This window comes from Neisseria musculi (assembly GCF_014297595.2).
Taxonomy (GTDB): Bacteria; Pseudomonadota; Gammaproteobacteria; order Burkholderiales; family Neisseriaceae; genus Neisseria; species Neisseria musculi.
On record NZ_CP060414.2, the window covers coordinates 54,255 to 67,508 of the forward strand.

Annotated in this window: 13 protein-coding genes and 2 pseudogenes; 4 read left to right on the forward strand and 11 right to left on the reverse strand. The window is 54.5% G+C overall.

The annotated features are described in order from the left end of the window. Positions 1-163 precede the first annotated feature (163 nt). Entirely contained in the window at positions 164-331 is a 168-nt protein-coding gene (locus H7A79_RS00240; RefSeq protein ID WP_187000708.1) for a hypothetical protein, read from the forward strand. On the opposite strand, the gene H7A79_RS00245 is transcribed toward H7A79_RS00240, so the two are convergent. Continuing rightward, a complete protein-coding gene (locus tag H7A79_RS00245; RefSeq protein ID WP_246408164.1) occupies positions 328-1,740 on the reverse strand; it encodes an amino acid permease in 1,413 nt (470 codons plus the stop codon). The two genes, H7A79_RS00240 and H7A79_RS00245, sit on opposite strands and share 4 nt — an antisense overlap. Before the next feature lie 442 nt (positions 1,741-2,182). Between H7A79_RS00245 and H7A79_RS00250 the strand changes: the two genes are divergently transcribed. After that, complete coding sequence (locus H7A79_RS00250; protein ID WP_135034982.1) at positions 2,183-3,736, forward strand: TerC family protein; 1,554 nt, start codon at positions 2,183-2,185, stop codon at positions 3,734-3,736. 452 nt (positions 3,737-4,188) lie between these two features. Here H7A79_RS00250 and H7A79_RS00255 read toward each other — a convergent pair whose 3' ends face one another. The 3 genes from H7A79_RS00255 to H7A79_RS00265 all read right to left on the reverse strand — a co-directional run bounded on the left by H7A79_RS00255 (position 4,189) and on the right by H7A79_RS00265 (position 6,225). Next, the gene (locus H7A79_RS00255; RefSeq protein ID WP_187000710.1) at positions 4,189-4,839 is read right to left on the reverse strand and encodes a site-2 protease family protein; all 651 of its coding nucleotides are present in this window, start codon (positions 4,837-4,839) and stop codon (positions 4,189-4,191) included. Between the two features lie 76 nt (positions 4,840-4,915). Then, positions 4,916-5,533, reverse strand: a complete 618-nt coding sequence (locus H7A79_RS00260) for a Type 1 glutamine amidotransferase-like domain-containing protein (protein WP_187000711.1) — start codon at positions 5,531-5,533, stop codon at positions 4,916-4,918. 71 nt (positions 5,534-5,604) lie between these two features. Next, the gene (locus H7A79_RS00265) at positions 5,605-6,225 is read right to left on the reverse strand and encodes an L-threonylcarbamoyladenylate synthase (protein WP_187000712.1); all 621 of its coding nucleotides are present in this window, start codon (positions 6,223-6,225) and stop codon (positions 5,605-5,607) included. A gap of 122 nt (positions 6,226-6,347) precedes the next feature. Between H7A79_RS00265 and H7A79_RS00270 the strand changes: the two genes are divergently transcribed. Beyond that, positions 6,348-6,593: a hypothetical protein gene (locus H7A79_RS00270; RefSeq protein ID WP_187000713.1), complete on the forward strand. Its 246-nt coding sequence runs from the start codon at positions 6,348-6,350 to the stop codon at positions 6,591-6,593. Here the strand turns inward: H7A79_RS00270 and H7A79_RS00275 are convergent. The 6 genes and pseudogenes from H7A79_RS00275 to H7A79_RS00300 all read right to left on the reverse strand — a co-directional run bounded on the left by H7A79_RS00275 (position 6,563) and on the right by H7A79_RS00300 (position 9,118). Next, entirely contained in the window at positions 6,563-6,946 is a 384-nt protein-coding gene (locus H7A79_RS00275; RefSeq protein WP_135034994.1) for an ACP-like domain-containing protein, read from the reverse strand. The genes H7A79_RS00270 and H7A79_RS00275 overlap by 31 nt on opposite strands. A gap of 136 nt (positions 6,947-7,082) precedes the next feature. Then, positions 7,083-7,331 (reverse strand): annotated as a pseudogene (locus tag H7A79_RS00280) (hypothetical protein); the annotation flags it as partial. Positions 7,332-7,357: 26 nt separating this feature from the next. Beyond that, a complete protein-coding gene (locus H7A79_RS00285; RefSeq protein ID WP_187000714.1) occupies positions 7,358-7,588 on the reverse strand; it encodes a hypothetical protein in 231 nt (76 codons plus the stop codon). Between the two features lie 278 nt (positions 7,589-7,866). Further along, positions 7,867-8,691: pseudogene (locus H7A79_RS00290) on the reverse strand (PHP domain-containing protein); the annotation flags it as partial. A 9-nt stretch (positions 8,692-8,700) separates the two neighbouring features. Continuing rightward, positions 8,701-8,901 carry a hypothetical protein gene (locus H7A79_RS00295; RefSeq protein ID WP_187000716.1) on the reverse strand — a complete coding sequence of 67 codons (201 nt, stop codon included), beginning with the start codon at positions 8,899-8,901 and terminating at the stop codon, positions 8,701-8,703. Further along, positions 8,876-9,118: an RNA-binding S4 domain-containing protein gene (locus tag H7A79_RS00300; protein WP_187000717.1), complete on the reverse strand. Its 243-nt coding sequence runs from the start codon at positions 9,116-9,118 to the stop codon at positions 8,876-8,878. The genes H7A79_RS00295 and H7A79_RS00300 overlap by 26 nt, the downstream gene beginning before the upstream one ends. A 340-nt stretch (positions 9,119-9,458) precedes the next feature. Between H7A79_RS00300 and H7A79_RS00305 the strand changes: the two genes are divergently transcribed. After that, on the forward strand, positions 9,459-10,967 hold the full coding sequence (locus H7A79_RS00305) for a catalase (protein ID WP_135035005.1): 1,509 nt from the start codon (positions 9,459-9,461) through the stop codon (positions 10,965-10,967). Between the two features lie 619 nt (positions 10,968-11,586). Here H7A79_RS00305 and rng read toward each other — a convergent pair. Then, a complete protein-coding gene (rng, locus tag H7A79_RS00310) occupies positions 11,587-13,083 on the reverse strand; it encodes a ribonuclease G (protein WP_135035008.1) in 1,497 nt (498 codons plus the stop codon). Positions 13,084-13,254 lie beyond the last annotated feature (171 nt).

Below are 13,254 nucleotides of genomic sequence, written 5' to 3' on the forward strand. Positions count from 1 at the left end.
TCTGAAACGTTTCAGACGGCCTTTGTTAATCTCCGCCCCTTTGGCGATGCCCACGGCTTTGTGGGTGTGATGAAGTCGGTGGTGTTTGAGCTTGCAGGCCATATCGTGCCGTGCTTGCCGGGTTTGCCCCGCTTGTTTTTCCCGCGCAGCGAAACAGATATTTTTGCAGAATGCTTCAAGGCCGTCTGAAATGTTTCAGACGGCCTTGAACCATGCCGGGCGTATCGTGGTAAACCTGCTTTATTTTCTGTTGCGGATTTCCGTTACGGCCAAGCCCGCAGTGTGCCGGCGGCCTGCTTTGTGCCGCGCGGCTGCAATAAATTGCCGCTAATGGGCATCTTGGCTCAAATCCACCTGTTCCAGCGGAACTTTGCGCGTTTTGTAGCGCAGTTTGTGGTAGAAATAAAAACTGAAAAATACCGGCAGCCCCATATAGGTGATAATCAGGCGGTCCCAGTCGAAGTTGCCGTTGAGCACCAGCTCGGTGTCTTGGCCGATAATCACCAGCACACACAAGGCCAGAGCCAGCAGCGAGCCGAAGGGGAACCATTTGGCGCGGTATGCGAGCGCGTTCAAATCTTTGCCCTGCGCGACGTAGGCACGGCGGAAACGGTAGTGGCTCACGGCAATGCCCAGCCAGGCGATAAAGCCGGTCAAACCCGAAGCGGCCAGAATGTATTGGTAAACATTGTCGCTCACCAATTGCAGCGCAAACACCAAGAGCACAACGATGCCGGTGGCCAGCAGCGACATCACCGGTACGCCCGATGCGTTGGTGCGGGCAAAAATTCTGTAGGCCAGGCCGTCTTTGCCCATGGCGTAGAGCATGCGGGTGGAGGCATACATGCCGGAGTTGCCCGCCGATAAAATCGAGGTGAGAATCACGGCGTTCATTACGGCGGCGGCAAAGGCCAGCCCTGCGCGTTCAAATACCAGGGTAAACGGCGATTTGGCGATTTCGTTTACATCGGCACCCAAAAGCTGCGGGCTGGTGTAGGGAATCAGCAGGCCGATAACCAAAATGGCGAGAATGTAGAAAATCAGAATGCGCCAGAAAACCTGTTTCACGGCTTTGGGAATGCTTTTTTCGGGGTTTTCCGACTCGCCGGCGGTGATGCCGATAAGTTCGGTACCCTGAAACGAGAAGCCGGCAATCAGAAACACGCCCAGCATGGTGAGAAACCTGCCGCCGGTGCCGTCGCCCAAAAACGGTGCATCGCCCATCGTCATGTTGCCCAGCCCCACATATTGCCCGCCGAGTATGCCGAAAATGGTGAGTACGCCCACGCCGAGAAACACCATCACGGTAATCACTTTAATCAGCGCAAACCAATATTCCGATTCGCCGTAAGCCCGCACCGATAATGTGTTGAGTAGGAAAATCATTAAGAAAAACAAAAGGCTCCATGCCCACGGTGCCATAAACCGCATCGGCTCCCAATAGGTGATGACCACCGCCGCAATTACCACGTCGGCCGCAACCGTAATCACCCAGTTGAACCAGTAGTTCCAGCCCAGCGCGAAACCCAGCGATGGATCGACAAAGCGCGAGGCGTAGGTGCTGAAAGAGCCGGAAGTGGGCAGATAAGTCGCCATTTCGCCCAAAGAGGTCATTAAAAAATACACCATCAGACCGATGGCGGCATAGGCTGCCAGCGCGCCGCCCGGCCCGGCCGCGTTGATGGCGGTGCCGCTGGCCATAAACAGGCCGGTGCCGATGGAGCCGCCGATGGCAATCATGGATAAGTGCCGCGTTTTCAGACGGCGTTTAACCTGCGTGTTGTGTTGTATATCAGACATAATAATCCAGGCGGCACACAGCCGTAACGATAAAAAAATCAAGGCGTGAATGATAACCGAAAAAGTGTGCGCCAGGGCAACCGCAACAGCCGGTGCCGTAATTTTGCGCACATTTGCGCATACACTATGCCGCAGCGCCGGCCGCGGCCGTCTGAAAGTCGGGCATAAGGCCGTCTGAAACATTCAGACGGCCTCTCTTCCGTAAACACAGCGGGAATGATAGACTGCCGATTTCATATTATTTGAAGGCATATACTTTTATGGAAGATGCGCAGCAGAGCAGCAATACCGATGCGCTTCGTGTATGTGCCGTTTCCACAGGCAGGCCGAGAAACCATGCGGCCTGTCTGTTTGTGTTTTTAAAATAAGGATTTGAACCGTTATGGATTTGAGCTGGCTGGCCGAGCCGCAAACGTGGATAGGGTTTGCAACACTGCTGATACTCGAAGTGGTGCTGGGGGTGGACAACCTGGTGTTTGTGGCGATTCTGGCCAACAAAGTCAAGCCCGCCCTGCGCGACAAAGCCCGCATCACCGGCTTGGTGCTGGCGGTGATGATGCGGTTGGTGATGCTCGGTTTTATGGCGCACATCATCACGCTCACGCAACCGTTTTTAGAGTGGGGCAGCCTTTCGGTGTCGGGTAAAGACCTCATCATGTTTGCCGGCGGCCTGTTTCTGCTCTACAAGGCCACCACCGAGCTGCACGAGCGGCTTGAAGGGCACAACCAGATTACCGTTGCCGACAACCACAAGAAACACGCGCCGTTTTGGGGCGTGGTGGCGCAGATTCTGATATTGGATGCTGTGTTTTCCATCGATTCGGTGATTACCGCCGTAGCCATGGTCGAGCATATCATCGTGGCGATGGCCGCCGTGGTGGTGGCGATGACGATGATGATTCTGGCCAGCAAGCCGCTTACCGCGTTTGTAGACAAACACCCCACTGTGGTGATGCTGTGTTTGGGTTTTCTGCTGATGATAGGCTTCAGCCTGATTGCCGAGGCCTTCCACTTCCATATCCCCAAAGGCTATCTCTATGCCGCCATCGGTTTTTCGATTCTGATTGAAATATTCAACCAGGTTTCGCAGAAAAACGTGCGCAAAAACGACTACATCAGCCGCTCGTGGCGGCAGCGCACGGCAGAAAACGTGTTGGGCATGATGGGTATACGCGAAAGCGTATTGGCCACCGCAGGCGGCAGTGTTGGCGAAGAACGCTTTGAAGAAAACGAAAAATCCATGATACGCAGCGTATTGATGCTGGCCGAACGCCCGATACCCGGCGTGATGATTCCGCGCAGCGACATCGAGCGGCTCGATATTTCGCAAAGCCGGCAAGAGCAATACGTCCAACTGCAAAACACCCCCTACAGCCGCCTGCTGGTGGTGGGCAAAGCGGGCGTGGACGAGCCGCTGGGCTACATCAATAAAAAAGATCTGCTCAGCCAGCTGTTAGAGCACGGAGAAATGAATGTTCAGACGGCCTTGCGGCAGCCTTTGGTGCTGCCCGACAGCACCAGCGCGCTCAACGCTATCGAGCTCTTCCGCAAAAACAGTGCCGATTATGCTTTGGTGGTGGACGAATTCGGTGCCGTTCTCGGCATGCTGACCATGAAAGATTTGATGGAAACCATTGCCGGAGAATTTCCCGAAGCATTCGAGCGCGAAGAAGAGCCGATGCTGCAGGCTCACCCCGATGAAAGTTTAACGGTGGACGGCGCGCTCGAATATGTGGAGTTAGCCCCCCAGCTCAACCTGCCGCAGCCTGAAGAAGACGCCGGCTACCACACCGTTGCCGGGCTGATTATGGAAGAGCTGCAAAGCATTCCCGGCATAGGCGACCATATCGATTTTCACGGCTGGCGGTTTGAAGTAACCGAAAAAGAAGGCCGGCGCATCGAGCGGGTGAAAATTACCAGGCTGCCGGAAGAATAACCCGAATAAAATCTTGCAGAAACCGTTGCTTATTCCTTTTTTACACTTATAGGTAGGGAAACTGCAGGCGGGCAGGGCAGAAATGCAGGCGGCATTGCTTGTCCCCTTTTCTTTTTTACATTTGTGGGGAAGCAGCCGGCAGAGTGAAGGGTGCTGCTGCCTTGTTTCCGTTAAATTCAACCCGCCATATCAAAAAGCCCGATGTTCTCAGCAAACATCGGGCTTTTGCCTGCTGCCGCACCGAACCGGCCGGGGCCTTGGCAAAATTCATTCAGGCCGTCTGAACGATTCGACTATCGCCATTTTCGCGCAGGAGGGAATCCGGCCGTTTTTTATAAATTATTGAAATAAAACACCCGATGGGTTTCAGCCCCGTTATCCCCGCCTGCGCGGGAATGGCGGGGCTTAAGTATTTCAGACGGCATCAGGGGTATTTCTGCAAGGGGCTGCGGCTATAAAAACACGCCCGTAACCGAACGCACCAGCGTGATAATGCCGGCCACAAACGGCATCATGATTTTGCCCAGCAGCCCGCTCATCAGCAGAATCAGAATAATCCAAGTGCCGTAAGGCTCGATTTTGCGAAACTGCATCGAAGCGCGCGCGGGCAGAAAGCTGTCGATGAAGCGGCCGCCGTCAAGCGGCAGCACCGGCAGCATATTGAGCACAAACAGCACAGCGTTAATCAGCACGCCGTATTTGGCCATTTCGCCCAGCGGATATTGAAACGATTCGGGCACATAGGCCGCCAGCGCAAACGCCAGCCCCCAGCCGAATGCCATCGCCAGATTGGATAACGGCCCGGCCACCGCCACCATGCGCAGTCCCATGCGCATATCGCGGAAATTGCGCGGCACAATCGGCACGGGCTTGGCCCAGCCGAATAAAAACGGCGTAAACAGAAACATCAGTATCGGCACCAGAACCGTGCCGACCGGGTCGATATGCGCCAGCGGGTTGAGCGTTAGCCTGCCGAGCTGCTCGGCCGTGCGGTCGCCCCAATAGCGTGCGGCATAACCGTGGGCGGCCTCGTGCACGGTTATCGCCAGCAACACCGGCATCAATGCCAGCAGAAAAACACCTAAATTAAAGCTTTGAAACATGGTTTTCCTTTTGAAGTGAAATCGAGGTTGCGGCCGTCTGAAAACGGCCGCGCCGTGATGAAGCCGTTGCGGGTTTTCAGACGGCCTCTACGGTGGTTTGCACGCCCTTGCCGCTGTCGATAAACACGGCCTGATTGTTGTTGAGCGGATAAAGGGGTAGAAACGCATATTTCTGCCGGATTAAAGCGGTAACCTCGGCAAACGGGTATTCGCCGTCGTGTGGCAGCGGGCAGATGCCGATGATGCCCAAGCCTGTGTCGCCGACTGACGCAGCAGCGGCGGCATCGTCCATTTCGCGCACATAAGCGAGGTTTTCCGCCAATATCATGCTGCCGGCCGATTCGCCGATATAGGGTTTGTTCTCGGCGATTTGCTGTCGGATAACGCTATCGGCCTGTTTGAGCCGAAGTTGCTCCAGCAGGTAAAAGGTGTTGCCGCCGGAAACGTAAATATAGTGGCAGCGGCGCAGTTTTTCAGCCAGTTGCTCCGCATTTAAAACGGCGGCATCGGTTTCTTCGATATTAACGCCCAATGCCCGCCAAGCCGCGCGGGCTTCGTCCACATAAAAATCCACCTCTTCGCCCCGTGCGGCGGTGGGGATGAACGCCACGGTTTTGTCCTGCATATTTTCGTTCAGACAGGCGGGCAGCAGGGAGGCGGTTTCGGCGAAATAAGAGGTAAGGAAGAGTTTCATGGGTAGGGCTTTCTCGGGGGCTTTAACAAAAGGGTCTTGCGCTTGTGCGTGGCCGCCGTTTTTCAGACGGCCTACAAGCCAAACAGGCTTTTATCGCCCTTGCCTTCGCGCACCAGCTCTATGCCGTTGGTCATATCGATAACGGTGGTCGGCTCGGTGCCGCACCAGCCGCCGTCAATCACCAAATCAACGCTGTGCTCCAAGCGGTCACGGATTTCGTAAGGATCGGTTAAGGGTTCGCTGTCTTCGGGCAGCATCAGGGTGCAGCTTAACAGCGGCTCGCCCAATTCGGCCAGCAGGGCGAGCGCGGTTTTATTGTCGGGCACGCGCAGGCCGATGGTTTTGCGCTTTGGGTGCAGGGTGCGGTTGGGCACTTCTTTGGTGGCCTGCAAAATAAAGGTGTAGCTGCCCGGGGTGGCGGCCTTGAGCCGGCGGAACTGGCCGTTATCCACTTTGGCATAAGTGCCCAAATCCCCCAAATCGGCGCACATCAGCGTGAGATGGTGTTTCTGGTCGATTTGGCGGATGCGCAAAATGCGCTCCATCGCTTCTTTGTCGCCCAAGTGGCAGCCGAGCGCATAGCAGGAATCGGTGGGGTAAACCGCCACGCCGCCTTTTCTGATGATGTCGGCGGCTTGTTTGATCAGGCGCTCTTGAGGATTGTCGGGGTGGATGGCGAAAAATTGTGCCACGTTGTGTTCCTTGCCGGTTGGTGATGGGGCAGAATTGTAACCGAAAATGCGCCCGTGCAAGCGGTATGGCCAATCCGCCTGAATATCATATCGCGGATTAATTTAACTTCCGCCACGGTGTTGTGCCTTGCTGCATTGCCCGCATGGTCAGCGGCTTGATGCTCGGTATCGAAGCCATGGAATCCGCTGCCACAGCGCGCTTCGCGGTATGGCGTGCGGCATCGGCTCCCTGCCCGGTGTTTCGGATCGGGTATATGGGGTTAAACGGCCGCCCCTGCAACCGCAAAGGCCGTCTGAATATTTTTTCAGACGGCCTTTGCGGCTTGATGCCGGAAAATCAGCGTTTGCGCGGCATGCAGCCTTTATAAACGATTTCCTGAGAGGGCGAGGTAATCATAACGGATTGCCGGCGGTGGTTGTTGAGCGTCATATGTTCTGCGCCCAGCGAAAAGCTTTTTTCATCGCCGAAAGTGGTGGTAACATCGTCAGAGCGGTAAAGATTGATCGGCATACGGCGGGTTTTGCCGTTGATATGGGCAGAGGCGTAAACCGGCAGCTTTTGCTTGTTGAAACCGTAGGTTACTTTCACTTTTTTGCCCTGTTGGCAAACATACTGCACCACGGTTTTTTTCACCACAGGCCCGGGCATCTCTTCGGCATAGGCCGCTCCCGACAGTGCAGCAGCCGGCAGCAATAATAGGGTTGTCCATAAATTTTTCATATTTATGCCTTTCTTTTTCAAAGTAGAATATCAAATATGATGGCTATGATGGCGGAGCCGCCCGCTATTTGCTAAAACCCTCCTGCCCGAAGTTGCGCACCCGCCCGTAGATGCCGCCGCGCGTGCCGCATCAGGCTTAATGCTGCCCGTAGACGCTGTAGTCATAGCCAGTACAGAAGGTATCTTCTGTTTTAGTTTTTATATCCGCATAACTGCACTTGTTATAGCCATGCTTAGTCTCACAAGCCCGCACGGATTTGACAATGGCTTGATAGCCGTCTTGATCCAGGCCGACAAAAATGTCAGAAGGTGATTTGGGCCCGCCATCAGCGTAGGCGATCATGGCGCAGGTATTAGCAAACGTAGCAACGATTTGGCAATTGTTGGATTTGCAGCCGCTTAATGCCTTTTCTACGGCTCTTTTTTCAGAGTAGTACCCCCTGAAATACGTCTGTTTGCAAAATCATAAGCTACAGCCATGTAAAAAGGCGTTCTGCGCAATTCGGCGATTTCTTTTTGTATCTTGCGTTCGCGCGCTTCCCATGCTCTGCGTTGGGCTGCTGCGTTTTCTTGCCGGCGGCAGCCATGACCGTAGATATCTTTGCATCTGCGCAGATTGTCTGATTGAATGGCTCCTTGCATGTTTTGCTGCTGCTAAAACTGCTGCTGGGTTTGTGCCGGTGTAGGTTGAGCCCATGCGGCACTTGCCATGCCGAACAGTGCAGCCAATGCCAGGGGCTTCAAAAAAACTTTCATTGCCTTCTCCTGTTTCAAGTTGTGCGATTGGGGCGGTTTGCCCCGTGGTTGCCGTATTTTTGGTTCAGCGCGGTGCTGTTGTTACCGATGGGTCATAAACCGTTTGATATTATCTTGAACGGCGTTTTTTCAATTTGCCCTGAATCAAACGAATGCGGCGGCCGGAAACATTCCCATATCGGTCGGCATATGTCGGGCAAGGCCGGGCAGGCGCCCAAAATGCCGCCGCCGTAACCGCTCTGCCGGTGGAAATCGCTGCCGGCGCTGGAAAGAAAACCGTAGCGTTCGGCCGAGAGGGCATAGTTTAAGCGGTCGTTTTGACCGCTGCGGCCGCTGTGCACTTCGATGGCCGCGCCGCCCGATGCTTTGAATGCTTCAAACAGGTTGCGTTTGGCTGTTGCGGAAAAACCATAGCGCATGGGGTGGGCGATAACGGCCAGCCCGCCCGCACCGTTGATTGCGGCCACGGCAGCGGCCAAATCCGCCCATTCGTGCGGCACAGAAGCGGGTTTGCCGTCGCCCAGATATTTGCTGAAAGCCTGCTGTTGGTTGCGCACATGGCCTGTGTTAATCAGAAACTCGGCCACATGGGTGCGCGATACGGTTTCGGGGTTGGCGGCCAGAGCGAGCGCGCCTTCGTATGCGCCGCCGATGCCTTGCTTCTCGAGCTTGGCGGCAATGGCTTGCAAGCGTTTCAGACGGCCTTTGCGCACTTCGGCCAGCAGGTTTTGCAAATCTTCGTTGCCGTCATCAAAATCCAGCCCGACAATGTGCACGGTGCGCTTGCGCCAGGTAACGGAAATTTCCACGCCGTTAATCAGGCGGATGCCGCATTTTTGCGCTTCGGCGCGCGCTTCGGTCAGCCCGCCGGTGTGGTCGTGGTCAGTGAGCGCGAGCAGGGTGCAGCCGTTGGCGTGCGCCAGCCGTACCACTTCGGCGGGGCTTAAGCGGCCGTCTGAAACATTGGAATGGCAGTGCAGATCTATCATGGTTGCCTTTCAGACGGCCTTATCCCCGCCGCCCGCTTTTTCGGCAAGCTGCGCCTGCCATTGCTGCTGCTGCGCATCGTAGGCGGCTTTTTGGTGCCAATAAACCGTTTGGATGCACGCATCGCCGCAATCGCTGCCGCAGCATTCCCATGCTTCGGGGCGCACGGGCTCGGGCAGCAGGTTTTCAGGTTTCAGTTTGTTCGGGGTCATGGCCGTTTTCGATTTCTAACACCGCGCCGTTAAATTCAATCACTTCGCCGCCGCGTATTTTGGCGGTTTTGCGGGTTTCGGTTTTGCCGTTGCGCAACACCTGCCCGCCGGCAATCGCCGCTTTGGCTTGGCCGCCGCTATTGGTTAAGCCGGCCAGTTTGAGCAGGTCGCATAAGGCGATGTATTCGTGGTTTTCCAGATAGATAGTGGCGTGCATACTGATTCGGATAAATAAAAATACTATTCTACGTTAAAACAGCATATTGCCCCTAGTTTTGCTATATGCTATCGATTTTTGGTTTTTGATTTAAAATTACTAAAATTAATGAGATTGATAGTTGTGAAAGGAAAGCTGTTTAGGTATAGTTGCCCCATTGCTTCATCAGCAGGCAATAATATAACGGGAGCTTTATTTCGGGCGCAGGCTGCCGCCGGCCGCCGGAAGCAGGCTTTCCACACAAACACCCGGATACCGCACATCAGGATTTTGTTGTTTCGGCCGGTATCGGCGAAATCAACATTATATCAACTGCCAAACTTATCCAAAAGGAACAACCATGAGTAAATGCCCTGTAACCCATTTGACCCGCAGCAACGGCGCCCCTGTTTCCGACAATCAAAACAGTCTCACTGCAGGCCCGCGCGGTCCGTTGTTGGCTCAAGATTTGTGGCTCAATGAAAAATTGGCCGATTTTGCGCGTGAAGTTATCCCCGAGCGCCGTATGCATGCCAAAGGCAGCGGCGCATTCGGTACTTTCACCGTAACCAACGACATCACTAAATATACCCGTGCCGCCATTTTCAGCAAAGTGGGTAAAAAAACCGAAATGTTCGCCCGCTTCACCACGGTTGCCGGCGAGCGTGGCGCAGCCGATGCCGAGCGCGACATCCGCGGCTTTGCGTTGAAATTCTACACCGAAGAGGGCAACTGGGATATGGTGGGCAATAACACCCCAGTGTTTTTCCTGCGCGACCCCCGCAAGTTTCCCGATTTGAACAAAGCCGTTAAGCGTGATCCGCGCACCAATATGCGCAGTGCCACCAACAACTGGGATTTTTGGACACTGCTGCCCGAGGCTTTCCACCAAGTAACCATCGTGATGAGCGACCGCGGTATTCCGAAATCTTACCGCCATATGCACGGTTTTGGTTCGCATACCTACAGCTTCTGGAACGAAGCCGGCGAGCGTTTCTGGGTGAAATTCCACTTCCGCACCCAGCAAGGCATTGAAAACCTTTCTAACGAAGAGGCCGAAAAAATCATCGGCCAGGATCGTGAAAGCCATCAGAAAGATTTATACGAAGCCATCGAGCGCGGCGATTTTCCGAAATGGAAAATGTATGTGCAGATTATGCCCGAAGCCGATGCAGAAAAAGTGCCCTACCATCCGTTTGATTTGACTAAAGTATGGCCGAAGGGTGATTACCCGCTGATCGAAGTGGGTGAGTTCGAGCTGAACCGCAACCCCGAAAATTTCTTTGCCGATGTAGAGCAGTCTGCTTTCGCACCGAGCAACCTGGTTCCCGGTATCAGCGTATCGCCCGATAAAATGCTGCAGGCGCGCCTGTTTAACTATGCCGATGCACAACGCTACCGCTTGGGCGTGAACCGCAACCAGATTCCGGTAAACGCACCGCGCTGCCCCGTGCACAGCAATGCCCGCGACGGCTACGGACGAGTAGACGGCAACTACGGCAGCACCATTGCCTACGAACCCAACAGTTTCCAACAATGGCAGGAGCAGCCCCAATATGCCGAGCCGCCCCTGAAAATCAACGGCGATGCCGCCCATTGGAACTTCCGCGAAGACGATGCCGATTATTTCAGCCAGCCCCGCGCGCTGTTTAACCTGATGAGCAGCGAGCAGAAAGAAACGCTGTTTAAAAACACAGCCGCAGGCATGGGCGATGCGCCGGATTTCATCAAATACCGCCATATCCGCAACTGCGTGAAATGCGATCCTGCTTACGGTGAAGGCGTGGCCAAAGCCTTAGGCTTGACCGTGGCTGATGCCGAAGCCGCCCGCGCAAACGATCCTGCATTGGGTCAGCCGGGATTGCTGTAATGTGGTTGGAAATCGGCGAGTTGTTGGCTGAAACCGTTAGCCGTTACCGCAAACGTTAAGACAACAACCCGCGTTTAAATAGGCCGTCTGAAAATGTTTTCAGACGGCCTTAAATCTTTTTTATTGCCGCAGGGCTTGACCCGGTTGTTTGAATCCCGAAAACAGCAATATCTTGAATCCGTTTTATTGCCGGTATAAGCCAGCAGACAGTATAGACAGTACGGCTCGGGTTCTGTTGCCGCTTGGTTTGCTGAACAAATCGTTTTCTTTGAGCTAAGGGGCGGCAACCCGCATTTAACAACAGGCCGTCTGAAAATGTTTTTCAGACGGCCTTAAATCTTTGCTATTGCCGCAGGGCTTGCCCCTAGTGTTTGAATCCCAAAAAAACAGCCATATCTTGAATCTGCGTTATTTGGGTGTGAGGCCGTAAGCTGTAAGCAGTAAGTATAAGTATCGCAATCCCATTTTAAAATAATGATTGCGTTATGCAGTCTTGCACGCTGATATGGTTTGCGGCCGGCCGTCTGAAATTTATCGTGGGAATGGGCTGCAGCGTGGCGGGTTGGCTGCAGCAGTTTCCATTTAATCTGCCGTGCCGCAGGAGCAGGGGCGGGTTCGGTTACATCAGCACGATATCGTATTGTTCCTGCGTGTAGGCCGTTTCCACTGCCAGCGAAATCGGTTTGCCGATAAAGTCGATCAGCATCGCCAGCGATTGTGATTCTTCATCGAGAAACAGGTCGATAACGTTGGGCGCGGCGAGAATTCGGAATTCTTTGGCATCGTAGCGGCGGGCTTCGCGCACGATTTCGCGCTGGATTTCGTAGCACACGGTTTGCGGGGTTTTCAGACGGCCTCTGCCTTGGCATGAGGGGCAGGGTTCGCACAGAATGTGGCTGAGGTTTTCACGGGTGCGTTTGCGGGTCAGCTCTACCAGGCCGAGGCTGGTGAAGCCGTTGAGGGTAACGCGGGTGCGGTCGAAGCTTAGGGCTTTGGCTAACTCCTGCAATACGGCTTCGCGGTGGGTGTCGTGCGCCATATCGATGAAGTCGATGATGATGATGCCGCCGAGGTTGCGCAGACGCAGTTCGCGGGCGATAGTGTGGCAGGCTTCGAGATTGGTACGGAAGATGGTTTCATCGAAATTGCGGGTGCCCACGAAACCGCCGGTGTTCACATCGATGGTGGTCATGGCTTCGGTGGCTTCGATAATCAGATAGCTGCCGAAATTGAGATTGACGCGCGGCTGCAGGGCGCGGTTGATTTCCTGTTCGACATTGTGGCTTTCAAACAATGGCCGCTCGCCTTGAAACAGGCGGATTTTTCCGGCGGCGCCCGGCACATAAAGCTCGGCAAATTCCTGTATGCGCTGGTGGTTTTCTTTGGAATCGACCAGGATTTCCCGGGTGTTGTCGCTGAACATATCGCGCAACACGCGCAGGCTCAGGGGCAGATCCTGATAAAGCAGGGTTTCGGGAGGACGGGTTTTGGCCTGATGCCGGATGTTTTCCCACACTTTGGTGAGGTAGCCGATATCGGCCGAAAGCTCGGCATCGCTGGCATTTTCGGCACTGGTGCGGATAATGTAGCCCTGCCCGGTGCCGTGTTCCGGCAGCAGGCCGGCCAGGCGGCGGCGCAGGATGTTGCGCTCTTCTTCGTCTTCGATGCGTTGAGAAATGCCGATATGGTCTTCTTGCGGCAGATGCACCAAAAAACGCCCGGCCAGCGAAATCTGCGTGGAAAGGCGCGCGCCTTTGGTGTTGATGGGGTCTTTAATCACCTGCACCAGCACCGATTGGCCTTCAAACAGCATATGCTCGATACGCTGGGTTTCATCGGGGTTGCGGCGCTGTTCGAGCACATCGACAATATGCAGAAATGCCGCCCGCTCCAAGCCGATGTCGATAAACGCGCTCTGCATGCCGGGCAGTACGCGGCGGACCACGCCCAAATAGATGTTGCCCACCAGGCCGTGGCCGCTGTTGCGTTCGATATGCAGCTCGCAGATATTATTTTCTTCCAGCACCGCCACGCGCGTTTCCTGAGGAGTGATGTTGACCAGCACGGTTTCGGGCGGGCGTACCGTGTCTTTGGGCAGGGGGATACCGTTTAACATAAATAACCCTTTAAAATATAAAAATACTTTTGCAATCGGTTTTCGGGGGAAAGCCGATTGCAAAAGTGTTTTCAGGTTTTGGGTAAGGGTAAATGATACGCTAAAGGCATGGTTTAAGCAAAAAGCCACAGGCCGTCTGAACACAGTTTCAGACGGCCTGAAGTGCAATGG